The organism is Aeribacillus sp. FSL K6-3256, assembly GCF_037965805.1.
GTDB classification, from domain to species: domain Bacteria; phylum Bacillota; class Bacilli; order Bacillales; family Aeribacillaceae; genus Aeribacillus; species Aeribacillus composti.
The window spans coordinates 62618-84156 of the sequence record NZ_CP150188.1 but is presented as its reverse complement, the minus strand read 5'-3'; the positions used below and the strand labels follow the sequence as shown (position 1 = coordinate 84156).

Sequence of the window (21539 nt, the reverse complement as noted above, 5' to 3'; positions counted from 1 at the left end):
TTTATACACTCTTTTCTTCCGTACGATAATAGGAAAGGAAATGCTTTAACATCAGTTTTCCATGTTCAGTCATAATTGATTCCGGATGAAACTGCACGCCTTCAACCGGCAAAGATTTATGGCGGATTCCCATAATCTCTCCGTCATTCGTCCATGCTGAAATTTCAAAGCAATCCGGAAGCGTTTCTTTTTTGACAATTAAAGAGTGGTACCTTGTAGCGGTGAACGGGTTGTCTAAGCCGTCGAAAATAGTTTTTCCGTCATGATAAATTTGCGATGTTTTCCCGTGCATTAATTTGTCTGCGCGAACAACATCCCCACCGAACACTTGAGCTATTGATTGATGACCTAAGCATACGCCAAAAATCGGAATTTTCCCTGCGAAATACTTAATTGCCTCCATGCTGATCCCCGCCTCATTCGGCGTACACGGACCGGGAGAAATCATCAAATAGGCTGGATTGAGCTGTTCAATTTCCTCAATCGTAATTTCATCATTTCGTCTGACAACAAGCTCTTCGCCGAGCTCACCAAGGTATTGAACTAAATTGTACGTAAAAGAATCATAGTTATCAATCATTAAAATCATCTCTTCTCACCTCTAACTAACTTATTCTCATCTTCGCTCAAATCTTTTGCTTTCCATAACGCTTTTGCTTTTTTCAAACACTCTTTATATTCATATTCTGCAACAGAATCAATGACGATTCCAGCACCTGCTTGCACATAACCCCAACCGTTTTTAGCCAGTAGCGTCCGTATTACAATATTAAATTCTAAATCTCCATTAAAGCCGAGCCAGCCGATCGAACCAGTATATAACCCTCTTCTAGTCGGCTCCAGCTCTTCAATTATTTCCATTGTTCGAACCTTCGGTGCTCCCGTGATTGTGCCGCCCGGAAATACAGCACGCATAATGTCGTAAAATCCTTTTCCTTCTTGCAGCTCTCCGCGAACATTTGACACGATATGAATGACATGTGAATATTTCTCAATAGCCATCAGTTCGTTAACTTCAACACTGCCATATTTACATACCCGCCCTAGATCATTTCGTTCTAAATCTACAAGCATGATATGTTCTGCACGTTCTTTTTCATTGGTGATTAATTCCTCAGAAAGCTGGCGGTCTTCTTCATCGCTTCTTCCTCTTGATCTCGTTCCAGCAATCGGACGGGTATTCAGTACATTTCCCCTCTTTTTTATGAGCAGCTCTGGAGATCCACTGGCAATTTGAAACTCAGGAGTATGAATATAGGCCATATATGGGGATGGGTTAATTTTCCGTAATGCTTTATAAATTTCAAACGGATGCGTCGAAAGCGGTTTTGCTTGTCTGACGGATAAGTTGACTTGAAATACATCACCGCTTGCAATATAATCCTTTACTCTTTCAACAGCTTTTTTAAACGGCTGTTCCATAAACATTATCGGCTCATAGCTGAGATCAGCTGAATTCGTATAGCTGAAAATCGTTTCCTCACTTTGCTTACACCATAAAGCTTTCATTTCTTCCAGCCGCTTTTGTGCAGCATCTTTTTCCCCATGTTTATGATACGTTATCAGCCAAAGTGTTTTTTCAGTATGATCAAAAACGGCGATATCTTGAAAAACGATAAAATAAATGTCGGGCACGTGTAAATCGTCCACAGCTATATTGGGTAATTTTTCGAAATAACGAACTGCATCATAGCTAATAAAGCCGATAGCGCCTCCTTGAAAGTCGGGAAGGGAAGGATCGCTTTCACATTTAAACTGTTTCATCCATCCTTCAAAGAGCAAGAGCGGATTTCCTTCCTTTACTTCTTTTTTGTTTTCGCTATAGATCGTAATTGCCCCGTTTTTTCCTTGTATGACGGCAAAAGGGTTTAAACCAGCTATGCTGTAGCGGCCGCCTCTTCCGCTTTCGAGAAGAGCGTAATGTTGTTGTTGTTTTGCCAGCGTTTCAAAGCGATTGAAAAATCGTTCTTTTTCAAAAGGTATTTGGACTGCCAGCAGTTTTCTCACAGATTCCATCGTTCACTCTCCTTCACCCATAAACTTATTTTACAACAAGAAGGAGAGCTTGGCATCAACAGTATTATTTTTCCCCTTCACATAAAATCCAAAAGGCTGCCGACAAATTTCGTCGACAGCCTTTAAACTATTATTCATTCTATTATTCTTCGTCAAACTTATATAATGGAGTACTTAAATATCTTTCTCCATTACTTGGGATGACTGCTAGTACCTTTTTGCCTTTTCCTAGCTCTTTCGCCACTTTCAATGCAGAGAAAATGGCAGCACCTGAAGAAATTCCGCCTAATACTCCTTCTTCTCTCGCAGCTTTTCTAGCGGTTTCAAAAGCTTGCTCAGTTGTAACAGTAATGACTTCATCATAAATCTCTGTATTTAAAATATCCGGAACAAATCCTGCTCCAATACCTTGAATTTTATGCGGACCTGGTTTTCCGCCCGATAATACAGGTGAATCAGCCGGCTCAACAGCATAAATTTTTATGTTCGGATATTTTTCTCTTAATACTTGACCAGCACCAGTAATCGTACCTCCAGTACCGATTCCGGCGACAAATGCATCCAATTGATCACCCATTTGCTCAACGATTTCCGGGCCAGTTGTTAAACGGTGAATTTCTACATTTGCACGGTTTTTAAATTGCTGCGGCATGAAATAGCCGTGTTTTTCCGCAAGCTCTTCTGCTTTTTTAATAGCCCCTTTCATGCCTTCTGGACCAGGAGTTAAAACAAGCTCTGCTCCATATGCACGCAATAAATTACGGCGCTCTAAACTCATTGTTTCTGGCATAACTAAAATAGCATGTAAACCTTTTGCAGCTGCCACCATTGCTAAACCGATCCCTGTGTTTCCGCTTGTCGGTTCGATAATTGTGTCTCCTGGTTTTAGTTTGCCTTCTTTTTCTGCCGCTTCAATCATTGCTAATGCAATACGGTCCTTTACACTTGATCCAGGGTTAAAAAATTCAAGCTTTAAATAAACGTCTGCACTGTCCTCTTCTACAATTTTTCCTAATTTTACAACAGGAGTCTTTCCAATTAGATCTAATATAGAGTTTGCAACAACTGCCATCTTATACACCTCTATTTCCGAGTAATTATATTGGTTTTATTGAAAATAATATACCAATAAATTTATGAATTGTCAATCTTTTTCTTCATTTTTCATAAAACCATGTTACGCCGATGTCATCCCACAGCTGCATTGCTGATACATTTCCTTCCATCTGTTCCAAAGCGATTTGCCTGCGAATCTGATCCTTTACTTCGTCAAACTCCAGCTGTTCTCCTTTTATTTTCTCATGCAAAAATATAATCGCATATCCTCTTTCCAGCGGTATTGGTTCCGACCACTCATTGACCTTCATTGTTTTAGCTTGTTCAATATATTCCGGCGGTACATCGCTGGAACCTTCGGAAACATAACCGAGGTCTCCGCCTTCCTTCGCCGTCAACTGATCCTTGGACCGTTCAGCTGCAATCCCTTCAAAGCTTGATCCGCCTTTTAATTCATTTATAATTTGTTGGACTTCTTTTTTTGAATCAACCACGATATGGGAAAGATGATACGTGTCATTCATAATATATTGATGTTTATTTTCTTCATAAAATTTCTTCAATTCATTCTCACTAATGTTAACATCTTGCGTTAAAAGCTCTTCTAATAAAATACTATAGCGAATTTGTTTTCTCAGTTCTTTGTCGTTAAGCACGCTATCGCCGTATGATTGAGACGATATTTTATACATTTGTATTTCACGTTCAACTGTTTTTTCATCTACATCAATATGATTCTTTTTTGCAAGCTCGTCCACAACTTGAATATTGATCATTTCCTCAAGTGTTGTTTTCCCAAATCGTTTTTCCAGTTCACTTAACCATTCCTGCCTCGTAATGCGGCTATCGCCGATTTTGGCAACAATTTCATCATTTTTCTCTTTTTGCGCTTCTCTTGTATAAGCACTTACCAAAAAGGCAATCGTCACGCAGTTCGTTAATACAAGACTGAAAATTATGACCAAAAGCGCTTTTTTACTCATTCCTCCAGCTCCCTGCCATAAGCTATTTTCTAGATGCCGCTTCTTTTAATTCCTGCAACTCTTCTTTTGAAAACACATATATCTCATTACAAAAATGGCATTGAGCTTCAGCTTTTTCATCCTCATCGATGATTTGTTGAATTTCCTCTTCTCCTAGACTAATAATGGCATTTGCAAACCTATCTTTAGAACAGCTGCAGTGGAAGCTGACAGGCATGCGATCGATCACTTTCATATTCCCTTCGCCCAGAACACCTTCCAATATTTCTTCAGGAGTCAGCCCTTTTTGAATTTGCTTAGAGATCGGCTCTATTGTTTTTAACCGCGTCTCAATTTCCGTAATGATTGATTCTTCAGTTCCCGGCATAAGCTGAATAATAAATCCGCCAGCAGCCAGAACAGAGTTATCAGGATTGACTAAAACTCCCACTCCTACTGAAGACGGGACTTGCTCTGACGTCACTAAATAATAGGCAAAATCTTCTCCCAGCTCCCCGGAAATAATAGGGACTTTACCGGAAAAATGCTCCCTTAATCCTAAATCCTTAACAATCGACAATGTACCGTTTTTCCCGACTGCGCGGGCTACATCCAGTTTTCCATGTTTATTTAATTCAAAATGGGTCTTAGGATTGGATACATAACCTCTCACTTGACCTTTTGAATTACTGTCAATAACAATGGCTCCTATTGGACCGCCGCCTTCTATTTTTATCGTCAGCTTCTCATCACCTTTCAGCATCGAACTCATCATCACGCCGGCTGTCATTGCTCTTCCAAGAGCAGCGGTAGCAGTCGGCCATGTTTGGTGGCGACGTTGAGCTTCACTCACTGTATCAGTCGTCTTCACTGCATATGCACGCACTCCTCCGTCATAGGCCAAAGATTTGACTAAATAATCGTTCATTTGTTTCCTACTCCCTTCCGAGATTTCGTTCGTAAATTAACCGCAAGCCTGTTAATGTTAACAATGGATCAACGATTTCGATCATGTCAGATTCATTGGCGATTAACCCAGCTAGACCGCCTGTTGCAATAACTTTCGGTTCTTTTTTAGCTTGCGCTTTCATCCTTCTGACAATTCCTTCTACTTGGCCAACATAGCCGAATAAAATTCCTGATTGCATGGCGGCTACTGTATTTTTCCCAATAATATGATCGGGTTTGGCGATTTCGATTCTAGGAAGCTTCGCGGCTTTTGAGTATAAAGCTTCGGTGGAAATGTTAATCCCTGGTGCAATGGCACCGCCTTCATATTGTCCTTTTTCATTAATGTAGCAATAAGTTGTTGCTGTGCCGAAATCAACAATAATAAGCGGACAGCCATATAAATGAACACCGGCAACTGCATTGACGATCCTGTCCGCCCCAACTTCACGCGGATTATCATACTTTATATTAAGGCCTGTTTTAATTCCTGGGCCGACAATAAGCGGATCTACATGAAAATATTTCTCGCACATTTTTTCCATGGCATACATAATCGGTGGAACGACAGAAGAAATAATGATTCCCGTTATGTCCGAAAATTTTAATCCTACGTATTCAAACAATGATTTAAACATCATTCCGTATTCATCTTCGGTTTTATGTCGATTGGTTTCAATTCGCCAATGGTAAAGCAATTGTTCTTTTTCGTATACTCCAATCACGGTGTTTGTATTCCCAACATCTAAAGCTAAAATCATGTCCATCACCTTTTCCCTTCGTTCAAACATTCCCTCATCATCATATCACATATTGATCGCAGTAGGCTGCTATCGGGCACGAAGGCAATAGAAAACCGCCAACTTTGTATAGTTGACGGCTTTATTACTTATTCTTCTTTAAGCTCCGGTTTGATAGAGGGAGCCTCATCTTTCTTTGTCTGAATATTGACTTTTACAGCTTCATCTTTTTGGTTGTTCTCTTCTTTTTTCACATTTTCTGAAGCTGCTTTTTGTTCAGACTTATCAGGCAATGAACCGTGTTCCACCAGATGTTTAATTTGTTCTGCATCAAGTGTTTCCACTTCTAATAACGTTTTTGCAATTAGTTCAAGTTTATCGCGATTTTCTGTCAAAATTCGTTTTGCTTTTTCATAACATTCTTTAATGATGCGCTGAATTTCTAAGTCAATTTCATAAGCAATCGCATCACTATAATTTTGCTCACTTTGGATGTCACGCCCTAAAAAGACCTGGCCTTGAGAGCTTCCAAATTGCAATGGACCCAATTTTTCTGACATTCCAAATTCTGTAACCATTCTGCGCGCAATATTTGTCGCACGCTGGAAGTCGTTGTGGGCACCGGTGCTAACTTCACCGAAAACAATTTCTTCCGCAACCCGACCGCCAAGCAATCCTGTTATTTTGTCAAGGAGCTCAGGTTTTGTCATGAAATAGCGGTCTTCTTTTGGCAGCATGACAGCATATCCTCCAGCTTGACCCCGAGGAACAATCGTTACTTTATGCACCATTTCCGCCTCATCTAAAACGAGACCGATAACGGTATGTCCGCCTTCATGATAGGCAACAATACGGCGCTCCTTTTCCGAAATAACCCTGCTTTTTTTCGCAGGTCCCGCAATTACACGATCGGTTGCCTCATCTATATCCGCCATATCGATTTTCTTTTTATTTTGGCGAGCAGCAACGAGAGCAGCCTCATTCAATAGGTTTTCCAAGTCAGCTCCAGAAAAGCCCGGCGTTCTCATCGCAATGTTCCGCAAATTCACCGATTCATCCAACGGTTTATTGCGTGCATGTACTTTGAGCACTGCTTCGCGCCCCTTCACATCCGGACGATCAACCGTAATTTGACGGTCAAATCGACCAGGGCGGAGAAGGGCTGGGTCTAAAATATCCGGACGGTTTGTCGCCGCAATAATAATGATTCCTTCGTTGGAGCTAAATCCATCCATCTCAACGAGAAGCTGATTTAACGTTTGTTCACGTTCATCGTGACCGCCGCCTAATCCCGCTCCTCTTTGGCGTCCAACAGCATCAATTTCATCAATAAAAATGATACATGGGGCATTTTTCTTAGCCGTCTCAAACAAATCCCGAACACGAGAAGCACCTACACCGACAAACATCTCAACAAAATCAGATCCACTTATGGAGAAAAACGGCACACCTGCTTCTCCAGCCACCGCGCGGGCCAGCAATGTTTTACCAGTTCCCGGAGGGCCTACTAAAAGGACTCCTTTCGGTATGCGCGCTCCAAGTTCAGAAAACTTGCGGGGATCCTTTAAAAATTCAACAACTTCCACTAGTTCAGCCTTTTCCTCATCGGCTCCTGCAACATCTTTAAATTTTACTTTTTTCTTGTCGTCGTTATACAGCTTTGCCTTGCTCTTCCCGAAGTTCATAACTCGGCTTCCGCCGCCTTGAGCCTGATTGAGCACAAAGAAGAACAAAATAAAGATTATAATAAATGGGATGAGGGATGTGAAAAATTGCACCCATCCGTTTGTATCATCTGCTGGGGACCATTTAACTTCCGTTTGATTTTTTGAAGCAGCCGTATTGATGAGGTTTAATGCGTCATCGCCTGATAAATAGGTGATAAAGTATTGATTTTCTTCATATCCCTTCAGCTGTCCTCTGACTTCATATACTCCTCTTACTGGTTTTAACGTTATATTTTCAACATCTCCGTTTTCCAAATTGGAGATGAAGGTACTATATGTCATTTGTTCAGTTTTTTGGTTACCGCCCTGAAAAAAATTCACAACGCCGATAACCACTAAAAAAATCAGCAAATAAAATATGGTGTTTCGGAAAATCCGATTCATTCCTTACCTCCTCCCACAATGAAACAAACTATATTCAATAGTATCATAGAAAATCATCCCAGCACAACTGATACGCTATCCTTTCAACGATCATTATTTATTTTGATAAACTTCAGGCTTTAATATCCCTATAAACGGAAGATTGCGGTATTTTTCCGCATAGTCCAGACCATAACCGACAACGAACGCATCCGGAACTTCAAAACATACATAATCTGCCTCAATATTTGCCTTTCGCCCGCTCGGTTTGTCCAAAAGGGTTACAATTTTAACGGATGCTGCTTTCCGGTACCGGAAAAGATCGACTAAATAGCTTAATGTCAATCCGCTATCGATTATATCTTCAATGATTAAAAGATCCCGGCCTTCGACGGAAGTGTCTAAATCCTTAATTATTTTCACCTCACCCGATGAAACGGTTTTGTTTCCATAACTGGAAACGTCCATAAAATCAATTTCCAAATATGTATTAATATGCTTTATTAAATCCGCCATAAACGGCATAGCGCCTTTTAAAACCCCGATAGCGAGGGGAAACTTATTTTTATATTCCTCCGTTAATATCGCCCCTAATTCTTTCACTTTTTCTTTGATTTCTTCTTCTGAAATTAAGACTTTTTCAATATCCTCGATCATTTTCTTTCCTCCTGATGAGATCACTGCTCTTTATATTGTAATACAATATAAGATTCATTGGTAATGCTAATTTCCTCTAAATTTGATTTTTTTACAAGCGGAATCCATATGATTTGGCCGTTGCCATTTTCAACGATTGGGAGAAGGTTGCGCTCTTCCCTCGGTATTTTTTTATCAATAAAAATATCTTTTACCTTTTTCGTGCCGTTCATGCCTTTAATTGTCATTTTGTCTCCTTTTTTTCTGCTCCGAATAATTAAAGGCGGAACGTACCATTTTTTTGGAAGATAGAAAACGTCATCACCTTTATACGAAGGAATCCCAAAAAAGGTTTCAGTAAAAAATATTTTTCCGTTCGGCAAATGTATTTTTCCCGGTACCGGTACCGTGTAGCAGAAAGATTCACTATTTGGCGATTGAAACGTAAAGGTGCATTCATCATAAGATTTTATGACTTTGAGCCCCATAGGCAAATGAAGCATCCCCGAAGGGTGCGCTTTCATCAAAAATTCGTTTACATTTTCAATATGAACAGCCGAGAAGGAGCCGCTTTTTATCAGATCATTCAATATTTGATAAACCGCTCTCCTTTTGATCGGATCAGGAAGCTTTTTATATTCTTGTTTATGAATAGTAACGGAAGAATTCGTTTTTCTTATCACTACTTTATTTAATTTTTCCTTCGTTAATTCCTCCAAAAATCGCTCATCATCCAAAAAGACCTCACTGAAATATTGAAAATGTTCATGCAGCCTTTTGTTCTCCTTTTTCAAAAACGGCAAAACATATTTGCGAAACCTGTTCCGTGTATACGTATCTTTTTCATTGCTTGGATCAAATCGGGGCGCCAGCTGAAATTCTTCACAATACTTTAAAATTTCATCCTTTGTTGCGGCTAAAAAGGGGCGTATGATTCTCCCTCTGCCGAAAGGCCGTATGACAGGAATTCCCGCTAGTCCCTTCCCTATTGTTCCGCGAACAAGATTCATTAAAATCGTTTCAATTTGGTCATCTCCATGATGAGCTAGAGCCAAAGCATCCGCCTGAAGCTGATCCATCAACTCTAAGAAAAATTGGTAGCGGCATTCTCTAGCAGCCTGCTGGGCATTCAACCGGTGTTTCTCAGCATAACGGGCCGCATTGATTTGCTTAGCGTAACAAGGTATGTTTAATTCCCGGCAAAAATTGATGACAAATTCCATCTCTTTTTGTGATTCTATGCCTCGGAACATATGATCAACATGTGCTGCTATAACAGTGATGCCAAATTGATCTTTAAATGTATTTAAAAAATGTAGAAGTGCCAGTGAATCCGGGCCGCCGGACACACCTACTATGACCGTACTATTTTTTTGGAGCAATTGATGTTTTTCAATAAACGCACATACATTTTGAATCAAAGACCGTCACATCCAATATTTCTCTAGTTATCTTTATCCTATCATTATTTGCCTGCCTTCTGCAAAGACAAAGCCTTTTGCATTTTACTGTTATTTTCCTAAAAGGGAAGCAGTTCAGATCGGACATTTTTTGAAATAGTCGGGGCACTCGCGGAAGCATGAGAAGGGGGAAAAGCACTGCCGCTTTAAACAAGCAGCAGCCATTTACAGAAGTGTCGCAAAAATATATAAAGAATATAGAAATGCCAGGCAAACCATAATCACCAATGTTTCGATCAGCCCTTTGCTTTTCTTTTTCTTTCTTTTTCGATTGTTAGCTGTCCTTTTCGGTTTAGATTGTGCTTGTACATTTCTCTTTCTTTGCAAATTAGCGTTTGAAACATGATGCAAAAGATCCTGCTTCATTTCCAAAGCGGATGAATAGGAGCCAAATAAAGCTTTCGTCAACACTTGTTTTCTTTCGTTTAAAAAAGGATGGGAGTTAATGATTTGCATCAATTGCTCCTTACTGTTTCCTTTTTTTGAAAAGCGTTTTTGAAAAACAGCATTGATAATAATCATACCGACTGCAAAAAGATCATATTTCGGTTCAGCTTTTCTCGTCCCCAATTCCCAGTATCCCCTGTCAAAAAACTCTGTAAATTCTTTAATGGATCTTCCGTTTATCGTTGTGCCACCTACATCAATACAGCGAATTTTAGGAGGAGGTCCTGTAACAATTAGATTGTCAGGCTTTAAATCACCAAAAACCCAGCCTGACTGATGAAGCTCCTCCAAATTGGACAAAAGCTGCAAGATTAGCACGTCAATCCAAATCGCACCATTATTTTTAATAAACTGGATAAAATGTTCACCTTTAACATACTCCATAACATAAAACGGAAGCATCTTTCCGCTAGCTGTGTTAAACCAATCGTCCACATCGATCAAAGAAGGCCCAAGGCACGAACCTTGGACCTTGGCCAGTCTCTTTAACACGTTTACTTCTGAAGTGATTCCCATGCTATTTTCACTTATTTTTAATGCTGCATACCCTTTACTGGATTCAATAAGGTAAACCGACCCTGTTGCTCCGCACCCCAGCATTTTTAATATCCGATACGTGTTTCCATGCCATTTTCCTTTAATAATGGTACCGGGAAGAACTTTACATGCTTTGTTCATCGAGGTATTCATCATCGAGCATTCCCCTCAATGAGCGTTTTTGTTTAAAATGTTGTATAGCTCCTTTTATCGCCGGACCAGTTGGTGTCAATCCTTCTGTCGTTAATTTCGGAAAAATGGTTGATAAAGAATCCAGTTTCGGAGTCCAATCCAATAAAATTTCTGTTTCTGATCTTTTCCCAGGAAATATAAACAGCGAATATTGATTATTGCCTATTCTTGAATTTAGGCTAATGGATAAATCAAAAAGCGCTTCTTTTACCGTTGGAAGCTTTGGCCCCATGCTTGCACTCGTATCTACGAGAATTAAAATTTCTAAATTGACCGTTTCACCAAGCTCTTCCACAACCTCTATAACTTCACCACGCTGTTCAGGCGGCAGCTCTTCAATAGAAGTTGATTTTCCTAAAATATGCTTTAATTCACGATTAACAACTCCCTGCAATGTTTGTGTCATCGCTTTTCTAGTGACCATCTGTACTGTTTGTGAAAGCTGATGGGCATAAACTACCTGGCTCACTCCTCCCCCTGCCTCAGCAATTCCTTCTATTTCCTGCATTGCATCTTGATCTATCACATTCTCTTCTAAAATCCCAATTACGTTGACAGTAATCCCATGCTCCTTAGCTAAAGCCGCCATAGCAATTGGATCTTCACCATGATTTGAGCATCCGTCAGTTAACAACAAAATTTGTTTTAATGTCCCTTTTCTCATTTTTCCTCCTCCTGGTCAATGATTTATTACCATCCTCACCAGAAGGAAAACGTTTTATACTAAGCATGGCAGAAAATCAGCTTATCTTTTTCGATTTATAAAAATTTGAAACAGGGATCGCCGCCCATTTCGGTGTATTATGATTAATTCGAGCCACCACAACCGTCATATCGTCATCGATTGCCCCCGATCTGGAGCGGATCACCTCCTCCATAATTAAATCGGCTATTTCTTGTGGATCATCAGTCTCTATTTCTTTTATTTTTCTTTTCATCCATAAATCATAATTTTCTACATGCCTTGGTCCCTCAAATATTCCGTCACTCATCATAATTAATAAATCTCCTGCTTTTAGCTGTTCGTCTACAATGTCCACCTCAAAATCATCGATAATGCCGATCGGCAAATTACTAGACTCGATTTTGATAATTTTATTTCCTCGTTTAATAAAACTCGGAGTAGATCCGATTTTCATAAATTTGCAATTGGCGCTTTGTAAATCAATGATAGACAAATCTAATGTTGCATAAATTTCATCTGTCGTTCTCAGCGACAATATAGAGTTGATGGTTTTGATAGCAATTTTTTCATCAATGCCTGATTGAAGAATTTTTTCCAACAATTTAATCGTTTCATTGCTTTCAAAATGAGCCCTTTCCCCGTTCCCCATTCCATCGCTAATGGCTATGGCAAATTTTCCGACGCCCAATTCAATCATGGAATGGCTGTCGCCTGAAACAAGACCTCCTCCTTTTGCAGCATGAGCAACACCCGTTTCTACTTTGTATGCTTTTGCAGAACCGAACACAACGTGGCAAAATCCATTTGGATAACCTGCACATTCTTCATTTTTCACGATGATCATTTCGTTTAATATATCGGAAAGCATCGGAGCAATAATTTTTTCACATTCTCCATGGCCGCCGCAATACGGAATGCTCATTTCTATATCGACGTTCCCTTTTTCAAGGCTGTATATATCAATATGGCCAATTTCTAAACCGAAGTTTTGAAGAGCATAGAAAATTTGCTCTTCCTGCAGAAAATGATGTTCCCGTTCCTTTTTCATTTCCCGAGAAAAGTCGGACATTACTTGAGCAACTCCTAGCAGCTGTTCAGCTACCAATCTTCTGCTTTCTTGCACTTGCTTTTTTAATTTCCGATTCGCTTCTAAAAAGTGCATTTCCTGCTCAATCGTCCCGACCACTAGATTAGCTTTCGAACAATGCCTGTGAAGCTTTTTCTGCAATCTGCGATTATTTGCATACGTCTTTTCTTTCGTTTCATTCATCACTTGCTTCATTAATTGATATGTCTGGTCAAAATTGTTGACCCAGCATTTCTCCTTCTTAAAACAAGTTTGGCATGTCTGTCCGGTGATCTTGCTTAAAAATAAATCCGTTTCTCTTTCTACATCCTCTCCATCCTCCGGGTAAAAAGTCGAAAAGCTCTCAGATAATGCCCGAAAAACGTTAGAAAATTGATCAACCCGCCGAGCAGTTATATCACGTATATTTCGAACATACTTTTGCTGCTCCAAAACATGCTCGTTTGTTCCAGGAATATGCTTTGCCAACTGTTCTGTAAAGCTTTTCGGGGTCAGTAAAAACAGCAAAACCGCGGCGCCCGATTCCCATAAGGTTGTCCAAACATCAGCCGATCCTTCTCCATATAGCGTGATTAAAAGTGAGCCAATGATCAGGCCAACTGACGCTCCTGCTTTTTGTCCTTCCTTTAGCAGACCTCCCAATAAACCTGAAAATGCAAGTAGGCTCATATGATACAAATTGGAGACATTCGCCAGGCTAAGCACCAAACCTGTTACAGCACCAACTGTACATCCGATGCCTGCACCTCCGGTAAAAGCGAGCAATAGGACAATATATCGTGAAAGAACGTGTTCCGCCTGTATATTTTGGTAACTGATTCCAACTAAGCCCGTCATGACGGACGCAAGCAAAATCATCAAGCAGATAATCTCTTCGACTCGTAAAGTTTGTTTATATTTCCGCACTGAAAGAAGCGGGATGCTCTGCAAAAAAATCAACGTCAGGATGATCGACAGACCTGCCTCAACCCCTGTCATTAAAAGATCGTACGTGCTGATAAATCCTGCAGTTAACTTTGAATATAAAAGGCGGCTGGCAGCAAGTCCCGAAAAAATCGTAAAAGGCAATATTTTTATTTCATCTGTTTTAATGAAAAAACTAGTCATTTTATGAAGCAAAAGAAATATACATATAGAAGAAAGCACTAACAAACATAATTCCAATGAGATGGTGAATGCCCCTGCAATTAGTGATAGTGCAGCAAGCAATGCCTTGTCCCTTTTTAAAAGCCATACAGCTCCAAAAAAAGGAAGGGCGAACGGAATAATTTCAGATAAAATAAAAGCTCTCCCCAGCAAAAACCCGACCAATACATAAACAAACCCTTTGTGAAACAGAAAAGAATGCAAATGCAGCCCCGCTCTTTTCCAAGATCTCCATAGAAGTGATTGTGTTCTTTCCAATTGGACATTGGCAAAAGGTATCAGAAATCTTCTCTCAACTTTTTCCATTATAGCGACACTCCTCCTACTACCGTAATTGATAGTCATTATACAAGCTTTTCATAAAGGAATTTGTCAAAAGGAGGAAATTGTTTATAAGAATATTTCGACGATTTCTGTTATAGACGACAAATCTTTTAAAAGGAACAGAGCAGCCCATTGAGACATTGAGTCGCGTCATTTCAAAGAGATGATTGTAACAGCGTGTTGGTCCGTTTTAAAAGCAAAAGCCGAAAAACATGAGTCGGAACTTGTTGAAATCGGTGAAAAATTAAATTTATCTATCCTATATAAATACAAAATTTTAAACTTTTCCATAAAAAAAGACTCTTTCTTTTAAAGAAAGAGCCTCTTCTCATGACCCGTACGGGATTCGAACCCGTGTTACCGCCGTGAAAGGGCGGTGTCTTAACCACTTGACCAACGGGCCAATATTCAATTGGTAGCGGCGGAGGGAATCGAACCCCCGACCTCACGGGTATGAACCGTACGCTCTAGCCAGCTGAGCTACGCCGCCAAATCAACTGCATCTTTATGTTCATGTAAAATACGCACATGTTCTATAATACATATGAACATGAGAGCCGTCAACAATAAAATAAAAAAATAATTTTCGGACAATTTAAATACACCACCTGAATCTTCAGGTGGCGGTCTGCGATCATCTATAACATTAACAGCAGCAAGTTACCCCCTTCTTGCTCCTCTCCCTCCTCGTCTTGATTCAGTGTGACGCCGAAGTGAAGCAAGACGGTCCTCGCTCTCTTTTAAAAAGCGGCTCATTTTTTGCTCAAAACTTTCTTTGGAACGATGATCATGTTTTTTTGGACGATCTTTTGCCTTTTTGATGGACAATCCGATTTTTCCGTCTTCTTCTACATTAATAACCTTGACTTCAACCTCATCGCCGACTTTTAAATGATCATGAATGTCTTTCACGTAATTGTCAGCAACTTCACTAATATGAACAAGTCCTGTTGAGCCTCCTGGCAGCTCCACAAATGCTCCAAAATTCGTAATGCCAGTTACTTTACCTTGTAACTTGCTGCCAACTTCAATTGACATAAAAAAAATGCTCCTCCTTAAATCATAAAAAAATTAAAAATAATTTATTTAATTATACAAAAATAAAAAAACGGGGTCAATATTACTGTTCATTCCCCGGAATATTAAAAATGACTTCTCCTTCATCAGATAAAAAATAATCTTTTCTTGCAAGCTTTGTGATATATTCTTCATCCTTCAGCTTGATGATTTCCGCCTTCAAATCTTTTTCCTCTTCTTTTAAATTCTCCAGTTTTGTTTCAAGCTGTTTTTTTTCTTCAAGCTTCTTATTGATAGCAATTGATTGAGAAACGAGCGTTGACGCCATAATCGCAATACAAGTAACAGCCATTATACCAAATGCAGCTAACCGTCGAATTAGCCCTCGTTTTTTTCTTTGTCTCATCTCAGCTTTAACTTCTTGTCCAGGTTCATTTGTTTGCTGCAGCATAGCTACATTCAACTCTCGTTTCTCTCTCATTCCTGCAATCCCTCCTAAATTTAGCGGAACCGACGATACAGCTTACGTAACATATTCTTTATATTTATGAATATTCCTTCTATGATTTGTTTCGAATGCAGCATCTTTTGCTTTATTGGTTGAGGAGCTTTTCCCCAAAGTATGTTCAATCCCCATAGTAATGGCGCTAATAATATTTTACATAACTTGAATAAGAGTTGTGAAGACCATTTGATAACCTTCCATAAAAATAGTAAAAGAGACATAGAACATGCTATCGCCATATGAACTATCCATTTAATAGGATTGATAAGAAGCAGTAAAACGATTTTTACAAAAAATTGGTATATAGAAACAGCGATTTTTATCATAATCCGCAAACAGGTCATGTATCCGTTCCGTAGGAGGCTTTGATAGGCGGCAAAACCGCATAAAAGTGCTAAAAATACATAAAATCTTAATTCCCCTTGATTTACATACAATAGAACATAAAAAGTTAAAAGTCCTTGAACCGCCCAAAATACTAAATCGTTTAAAAAAACAACCCACCTTTTTCGATCCCATCTTTTTAAAAAAAAATTGTAAGTATCAAGTGCGGCGCCTAGAAAACTGCCCATGCCGATCATCGCAATCATGGTGTAAAATTGAGTGGTAAGGGTCATTTAAACAACTTGCTAAAAATGCCTTTAGCCTTCTCCGAGCTGAAATCATCTAAATAAGAAACTTCATAAATTTTTCCTTTTATGGATACGACGCCTTTATCGACATCCAAGTTTTTCATTTGTAAATGTTCTCCCCGAACCGCGAGCGGACCCATTACCGTCTCAAGCAAAAATTCCTCATTATCAAAGCTTTCCACCTGCTTCACGCCAGAAATATCTAACAGCTTCCGGTCCTTCATGACTACATTATGCTCCTGCACGGTTTCTTTATGTGAATGGTTACCGCCATAATACTGGCTCATTATCATCCCCCCGCACTCTAATTAATGGATGCTTTCCTTTTACATTTTTATGTAAGATGTGCAGGGTTTAGAACAAGCCTTGTTGTTTCCTTGTACAATACAGGGAGCGTTTTATAAATCTGTCCTTTGTTCTTCCTTCAAAATGGTATAAAGATTTTTTGCCTCTTCCTTCTTTACTGTTTCATTTATAGATTCGATTTTTATTGTCACTACCTTATGTCCAAATTGAATGGACAGCTCGTCGCCAACCTTCACATTGGAGCTCGCTTTTGCTGGATGCCCGTTGATTGTCACTCTTCCTTGATCTGCCACTTCCTTGGCAAGCGTGCGTCTTTTCACCAGCCTCGATACTTTTAAAAATTTATCTAATCTCATGTCCGATCCCCCTCTTTCATTTTAGCCTCTTCCCAATATTGATCCATTTCTGCCAAAGACATACTTTTTAAATTTTTCCCAGCATCACGGGCCTTTTGTTCTATAAACCGAAATCTCCGCGAAAACTTTTCGTTTGTCATGACTAATGCTTCTTCAGGCTCAATTTCGTAAAATCTTCCAACATTAATAAGAGCAAACAGAATATCGCCGAACTCTTCTTTTGCTTTTTCCGTTCCGCCATCTCCATTATCGATTTCCTTTTTAAACTCCTGCAGTTCTTCTGACACCTTCTCCCAAGCATCCAGTACATCAGGCCAATCGAAACCGACTTTCGCCGCCTTTCTTTGATATTGATAAGCTTTTGACAGAGCTGGGAGCGCCTTTGAAACAGAATCTAAAAGTGATTCGCTCTCATTCCTGTTTTCAGATTTTTTTGCTTCCTCCCAGCTCTTTACAGCTTCTTCTGCATTTTGTGCCTCGACATTGCCAAAAACATGGGGATGGCGGCGGATCATTTTATCTGTTAACATGCGAATCACATCATCAATGGTAAAAAATCCTTCGTCATCTCCAATTTGGGCATGAAGCACCACCTGAAGCAAAACGTCTCCGAGCTCTTCAATCATATGATCAATATCATTTTCATCAATAGCTTCAATCAGCTCGTAGCATTCTTCAATTAAGTACCGCTTTAATGATTGATGGGTTTGCTTTCGATCCCACGGACAGCCGTTTGGCCCGCGAAGTGTTCGAATGACGTTTCGCAACGCTGAAAAGCGATGATACAGCAATTGTTCATCCTTGACCGGCGGGATGTATAACGATGTTAAATTGCTCAGTTCTACACATCTATCCATTTCATATAATCGAACTTTTTTAATGTCCTCGTATTTGCTCCCTGCAGCCGTTACGAGGTAAACTTCATAATCGAACGGCAAGTCTTCCATTAACGTCAATTTCACATCCGATGCAATCATCTTGTCATAAACTTGGCAAATAATCAAATGCTGCCGAAAGGAAAGCTCTTCCCGCTTCATATCCTGCGCATCAATGAATTGCAAGCCTTCGACAGGATCGATGCGCAGAGCTTGAAACATTGCATCCAAAAACGATTGTCCGCCCTGTATCGACACATTTACTTTTCCTTGCTCCATTTCCTTCAGCAAAAGCTGAACGGTTTTTTCTGCTACAAGCGGATGTCCAGGTACCGCATATACGATATGCTGATATTTTTCTGCTTCCTCCAATAGTTTTTTTGCAATTTCCGCATAAACATCTTCAAATTGATCAAACATTTCATAAACGGAATCGAAAGACTGAAACGAGCCAATTTCGTCTTTAATTTCACTTAAAACAGGATGATCCTCTGTTCTTACAAATAGCGGCAGACTGGAGGTCAAAATTTTAAAAACCCCTAGCGGCAGCTGATCGACATCCCCCGCACCCAGGCCAACAATCGTAATTTGCTTATCCATTTTCCTTCCTCTCTTTCCATGCACTGATCAAACAAACCAGTTTATTTTTAAAAGGCAAGCTCTCTATTTCCTTCCCTGTAAAAATGGCTGATTGGATGATGAAAAACATATACACAGCCGCTCCGAAAACGACAGCTGTCAATGATTGAATGGAAGCGCTCATACGCGTTTCGTCTGATATAAAAAAATCAAATAGAAAAAAGTAAAGCTTGATCGATAAAAACATGACAACAGCAGAGCCAATCATTTTCCATACAGCCTTGAAAGAAGCTAACTTATATTTTTTCCGATTTAAAACCGCTAGATTCAACAAGCACACGACTCCATATCCGCAAACAGTCGCCAATGCCGCCCCGTATGTATGGAAAAACGGAATGAAGCATTCATTGAGTAAGATTTTCACGGCTACTCCGGCTAAAACAGATAAAGCCGGCCAGACGGTTTCATTGACTCCTTGCAAAATGCCGGCAGACGTTATCGCAACCGAGCTAAATAAAATCGAAATGCTGAACACCGATAATACGCCCGCCCCTTTTGTATCGGCAAACAGCATGAAATCAACTTGCTCGATGATGGAAATTAAACCTGCCGTAGCCCCGATGGCGACAATCAAACAAATTTTAAAAGATAAGGCGACATGCTGCTGAATATATTGAAATGCTTTATGCCGAAACGATGAAATAAGCGGAACAAGAGACAATGCAAGAGATGTAGCTGCAACCGTTCCTACCTGCAATAGCGGTTGTCCCCGATCATATATGCCTTTTGCTATTTTCGCTGCTTCAGGATCTGCACCGCTGTTGACCATCAGTTTATACAGCTGAAATGAATCTGCCAATTGCATAAAAATCATCAGCATGCTCGTCAAACAAAAGGTCACAGTATAAATCAGCAATTTGGTTAAGATCTTTTTCACAGATACAGCCGCTTCTTTCGATGATCGGGAAAGCGGTAACGGCACTCTTTTTTTCCAATATACAAGCAAAAGCATAAACGCCCCGATATACCCAATGAGGGAGCTAAAAATGGCGCCGGCAGCTGTTTCATAAAGATCGAATCCTTTATAAACGAAATAGCAAGTGATCGATAAAAAAGCACCGACCCGTATAGCTTGTTCAACGATTTGCGACAAAGATACCGGCAGCATTTCATGGCAGCTTTGAAAAACGCCTCTTAGCATTGAAATAAATGGAAAAAACAGAAACGAACATGCAGCCGCTTTTAATAAAAGCGCCAGTTTCGGATCACCCATCCAACGGGCAAGCTTGTCAGCTCCTAAAAACAAGCTCGTGAACGAAAACAGACTGATCAAAGCAAAAAAAGAAAAACAGACGACCAATATTTTCCGGAAATTTTTAAAATTGCTGCCATCGCTATACTCATTCAGCAGCTTTGACAGAATAACCGGAAATCCCGTTGTCGATAAAACCATGACAATTGCTAAAAACGGATATATTTGCTGATAAATATAAAAGCCGATATCCCCTACAATATTTTGATAAGGAACTCGGTAGATAGCACTTAATCCTTTCGTAATGATTCCAGCAGCCGTCAATAAAACCGCACCTTGCAAAAATTTGTTCGTTCTTGCTTGAGGCACATTTTGAATCACACGTTTACTCCTTCCAAAATTCATGCTTCATCTTTTTCCAGCATATTATAACATAATCTCGTCCACATTCGGCCGAAAGAGAATCTTTAGAGCGCTCGGCTAAACTTCACGGCTTTTAAGTCCAAATTCCGGCATAAGTTCCGTAAATAAAAAAAATCTAACACATACCCCATTTTTAACCTTCGTGGTTATCGCAAACCTAGAGACACCTTTCCTGAAAGGTTTATTTTCTGCTCCTTGCCACGCTCAATAAAATTTAACAGCGATGAAATGCCTGCTATCCTGTTGACTATTGTGAAGGGAATTGGCTGTCCGCCCTTCGAAGTGATGAGCTTTCTTGGCAAATTCATCGGCAGGATTTTAGAAAAATTCCCCAAAATAAGAAGGTGAATTAGAGGAACAAAAGGTTTTAGTCTGTTCCTAAAGAGGAAAAACAAAACTTCAACAAACCGTGTCGAAATATCATATAGATGAACTTTGAAAATGATGGAAATAAATCCATCCAACACAATCATGTTTTACGTTGTAGCTTTCCATCCGAAAGATGTTTTAAACAGGTAGCGCCGTCGTTCGTTAAATACGTGAAGAGTGGAAATAAAGAAGAGACCACAGAAACTGTTGTGAATTCTGTGGTCTCTTTTATTAACGTGGTGTTGGAGACAGTCTGCTTGTGGAAGAAGTAAAAAAGTAATTATTCCCTTTATTGTTCCATTTGTCTTGCCAAAAAACTAGCGGCTGTCTCAACTGCCTTACTTTCTACTTCTGTTAAAGGCTGCTCTTTCGAAAATATGACAACAGCCCCGATAGGATCACCGTTTGCAATGATCGGTCCAATGCAATAAGATTTTACTTGTTCTGTTACACCATCAGCGATTTCAATTTCTTCTTCTTCTGAAATGAAAACCGATTGCCGTTCATCCATCACCCGTTCCAGCAGCTCGCTTATATTTTTATTCAAATACTCTTTTTTCGAAACTCCGGAAACAGCAATAATAGCATCACGATCACATATGAGAACGGGGCTGTTTAAGCTATCGAATAACGCTTCAGCATATTCTTTCGCAAAATCACTCAATTCACTGATTGGGGAGTATTTTTTCAGTATTACTTCACCATCTCGGTCAACGAAAATTTCTAATGGGTCGCCTTCACGGATACGCAATGTTCTTCGAATTTCTTTAGGAATGACTACACGGCCTAAATCATCAATCCGTCGAACGATACCAGTTGCTTTCATCTTATGCTGCCTCACTTTCATCTAAAGATTAGTAAAGTAGCGATTGCCCTTTTTCCATTTTTGGAACAATCAC

The 21539-nt window shown here is 39.7% G+C and carries 19 protein-coding genes and 2 tRNA genes; all 21 read right to left on the bottom strand.

Annotation, left to right across the window (positions count from 1 at the left end; genetic code table 11):
• Position 1: 1 nt before the first annotated feature.
• The 21 genes from pabA to spoVT all read right to left on the bottom strand — a co-directional run bounded on the left by pabA (position 2) and on the right by spoVT (position 21466).
• Positions 2 to 589, bottom strand: a complete 588-nt coding sequence (pabA, locus tag NSQ84_RS00405) for an aminodeoxychorismate/anthranilate synthase component II (RefSeq protein WP_066247253.1) — start codon at positions 587 to 589, stop codon at positions 2 to 4.
• A complete protein-coding gene (gene pabB / locus NSQ84_RS00400) occupies positions 586 to 2016 on the bottom strand; it encodes an aminodeoxychorismate synthase component I (RefSeq protein ID WP_311066718.1) in 1431 nt (476 codons plus the stop codon). The genes pabA and pabB overlap by 4 nt, the downstream gene beginning before the upstream one ends.
• A 142-nt stretch (positions 2017 to 2158) precedes the next feature.
• Entirely contained in the window at positions 2159 to 3088 is a 930-nt protein-coding gene (gene cysK, locus NSQ84_RS00395) for a cysteine synthase A (protein ID WP_066247248.1), read from the bottom strand.
• Positions 3089 to 3173: 85 nt separating this feature from the next.
• On the bottom strand, positions 3174 to 4055 hold the full coding sequence (locus NSQ84_RS00390) for a peptidyl-prolyl cis-trans isomerase (protein ID WP_311066717.1): 882 nt from the start codon (positions 4053 to 4055) through the stop codon (positions 3174 to 3176).
• Between the two features lie 22 nt (positions 4056 to 4077).
• The gene (gene hslO / locus NSQ84_RS00385) at positions 4078 to 4962 is read right to left on the bottom strand and encodes an Hsp33 family molecular chaperone HslO (protein WP_066247243.1); all 885 of its coding nucleotides are present in this window, start codon (positions 4960 to 4962) and stop codon (positions 4078 to 4080) included.
• Positions 4963 to 4969: 7 nt separating this feature from the next.
• On the bottom strand, positions 4970 to 5743 hold the full coding sequence (locus NSQ84_RS00380) for a type III pantothenate kinase (protein WP_063387562.1): 774 nt from the start codon (positions 5741 to 5743) through the stop codon (positions 4970 to 4972).
• 128 nt (positions 5744 to 5871) lie between these two features.
• On the bottom strand, positions 5872 to 7833 hold the full coding sequence (gene ftsH / locus NSQ84_RS00375) for an ATP-dependent zinc metalloprotease FtsH (RefSeq protein ID WP_066247240.1): 1962 nt from the start codon (positions 7831 to 7833) through the stop codon (positions 5872 to 5874).
• A 93-nt stretch (positions 7834 to 7926) separates the two neighbouring features.
• The gene (hpt, locus tag NSQ84_RS00370; RefSeq protein WP_066247237.1) at positions 7927 to 8469 is read right to left on the bottom strand and encodes a hypoxanthine phosphoribosyltransferase; all 543 of its coding nucleotides are present in this window, start codon (positions 8467 to 8469) and stop codon (positions 7927 to 7929) included.
• 20 nt (positions 8470 to 8489) lie between these two features.
• Positions 8490 to 9866, bottom strand: coding sequence for a tRNA lysidine(34) synthetase TilS (gene tilS, locus NSQ84_RS00365; RefSeq protein WP_311067311.1), 1377 nt, complete (start codon positions 9864 to 9866; stop codon positions 8490 to 8492).
• 207 nt (positions 9867 to 10073) lie between these two features.
• Positions 10074 to 11048 carry a serine/threonine protein kinase gene (locus tag NSQ84_RS00360; protein WP_063387566.1) on the bottom strand — a complete coding sequence of 325 codons (975 nt, stop codon included), beginning with the start codon at positions 11046 to 11048 and terminating at the stop codon, positions 10074 to 10076.
• Positions 11017 to 11748, bottom strand: a complete 732-nt coding sequence (locus NSQ84_RS00355; protein ID WP_339212159.1) for a VWA domain-containing protein — start codon at positions 11746 to 11748, stop codon at positions 11017 to 11019. The genes NSQ84_RS00360 and NSQ84_RS00355 overlap by 32 nt, the downstream gene beginning before the upstream one ends.
• Before the next feature lie 76 nt (positions 11749 to 11824).
• Positions 11825 to 14308, bottom strand: a complete 2484-nt coding sequence (gene spoIIE, locus NSQ84_RS00350) for a stage II sporulation protein E (protein WP_311066716.1) — start codon at positions 14306 to 14308, stop codon at positions 11825 to 11827.
• 349 nt (positions 14309 to 14657) lie between these two features.
• Positions 14658 to 14729, bottom strand: a tRNA-Glu gene (locus NSQ84_RS00345).
• 10 nt (positions 14730 to 14739) lie between these two features.
• Positions 14740 to 14816: transfer RNA gene (locus tag NSQ84_RS00340), tRNA-Met, on the bottom strand.
• A 170-nt stretch (positions 14817 to 14986) separates the two neighbouring features.
• Entirely contained in the window at positions 14987 to 15364 is a 378-nt protein-coding gene (locus NSQ84_RS00335) for a S1 domain-containing RNA-binding protein (RefSeq protein ID WP_063387569.1), read from the bottom strand.
• Positions 15365 to 15446: 82 nt separating this feature from the next.
• Positions 15447 to 15824 carry a septum formation initiator family protein gene (locus NSQ84_RS00330; protein WP_339212158.1) on the bottom strand — a complete coding sequence of 126 codons (378 nt, stop codon included), beginning with the start codon at positions 15822 to 15824 and terminating at the stop codon, positions 15447 to 15449.
• A 637-nt stretch (positions 15825 to 16461) separates the two neighbouring features.
• Entirely contained in the window at positions 16462 to 16767 is a 306-nt protein-coding gene (yabP, locus tag NSQ84_RS00325; protein WP_063387572.1) for a sporulation protein YabP, read from the bottom strand.
• Between the two features lie 111 nt (positions 16768 to 16878).
• Positions 16879 to 17142 (bottom strand): RNA-binding S4 domain-containing protein, encoded by a 264-nt coding sequence (locus NSQ84_RS00320; protein WP_063387573.1) that lies wholly within the window; start codon positions 17140 to 17142, stop codon positions 16879 to 16881.
• The gene (gene mazG, locus NSQ84_RS00315) at positions 17139 to 18617 is read right to left on the bottom strand and encodes a nucleoside triphosphate pyrophosphohydrolase (protein ID WP_063387574.1); all 1479 of its coding nucleotides are present in this window, start codon (positions 18615 to 18617) and stop codon (positions 17139 to 17141) included. Before mazG ends, NSQ84_RS00320 begins: the two co-directional genes overlap by 4 nt.
• Positions 18610 to 20229 (bottom strand): polysaccharide biosynthesis protein, encoded by a 1620-nt coding sequence (locus tag NSQ84_RS00310; protein ID WP_339212157.1) that lies wholly within the window; start codon positions 20227 to 20229, stop codon positions 18610 to 18612. Before NSQ84_RS00310 ends, mazG begins: the two co-directional genes overlap by 8 nt.
• Before the next feature lie 700 nt (positions 20230 to 20929).
• The gene (spoVT, locus tag NSQ84_RS00305) at positions 20930 to 21466 is read right to left on the bottom strand and encodes a stage V sporulation protein T (protein ID WP_063387575.1); all 537 of its coding nucleotides are present in this window, start codon (positions 21464 to 21466) and stop codon (positions 20930 to 20932) included.
• Positions 21467 to 21539: the final 73 nt, after the last annotated feature.

Bases quoted from the DNA above. Each gene is read 5' to 3' on its own strand.
- ftsH (WP_066247240.1), bottom strand. From the start codon at position 7,833: ATGAATCGGATTTTCCGAAACACCATATTTTATTTGCTGATTTTTTTA.
- NSQ84_RS00355 (WP_339212159.1), bottom strand. From the start codon at position 11,748: ATGAGAAAAGGGACATTAAAACAAATTTTGTTGTTAACTGACGGATGC.
- NSQ84_RS00380 (WP_063387562.1), bottom strand. From the start codon at position 5,743: ATGATTTTAGCTTTAGATGTTGGGAATACAAACACCGTGATTGGAGTA.
- NSQ84_RS00320 (WP_063387573.1), bottom strand. From the start codon at position 17,142: ATGAGATTAGATAAATTTTTAAAAGTATCGAGGCTGGTGAAAAGACGC.
- mazG (WP_063387574.1), bottom strand. From the start codon at position 18,617: ATGGATAAGCAAATTACGATTGTTGGCCTGGGTGCGGGGGATGTCGAT.
- hslO (WP_066247243.1), bottom strand. From the start codon at position 4,962: ATGAACGATTATTTAGTCAAATCTTTGGCCTATGACGGAGGAGTGCGT.
- hpt (WP_066247237.1), bottom strand. From the start codon at position 8,469: ATGATCGAGGATATTGAAAAAGTCTTAATTTCAGAAGAAGAAATCAAA.
- pabB (WP_311066718.1), bottom strand. From the start codon at position 2,016: ATGGAATCTGTGAGAAAACTGCTGGCAGTCCAAATACCTTTTGAAAAA.
- NSQ84_RS00390 (WP_311066717.1), bottom strand. From the start codon at position 4,055: ATGAGTAAAAAAGCGCTTTTGGTCATAATTTTCAGTCTTGTATTAACG.
- spoVT (WP_063387575.1), bottom strand. From the start codon at position 21,466: ATGAAAGCAACTGGTATCGTTCGACGGATTGATGATTTAGGCCGTGTA.
- yabP (WP_063387572.1), bottom strand. From the start codon at position 16,767: ATGAGCCAGTATTATGGCGGTAACCATTCACATAAAGAAACCGTGCAG.
- pabA (WP_066247253.1), bottom strand. From the start codon at position 589: ATGATTTTAATGATTGATAACTATGATTCTTTTACGTACAATTTAGTT.
- NSQ84_RS00330 (WP_339212158.1), bottom strand. From the start codon at position 15,824: ATGAGAGAGAAACGAGAGTTGAATGTAGCTATGCTGCAGCAAACAAAT.
- spoIIE (WP_311066716.1), bottom strand. From the start codon at position 14,308: ATGGAAAAAGTTGAGAGAAGATTTCTGATACCTTTTGCCAATGTCCAA.
- cysK (WP_066247248.1), bottom strand. From the start codon at position 3,088: ATGGCAGTTGTTGCAAACTCTATATTAGATCTAATTGGAAAGACTCCT.
- NSQ84_RS00335 (WP_063387569.1), bottom strand. From the start codon at position 15,364: ATGTCAATTGAAGTTGGCAGCAAGTTACAAGGTAAAGTAACTGGCATT.
- NSQ84_RS00360 (WP_063387566.1), bottom strand. From the start codon at position 11,048: ATGATGAATACCTCGATGAACAAAGCATGTAAAGTTCTTCCCGGTACC.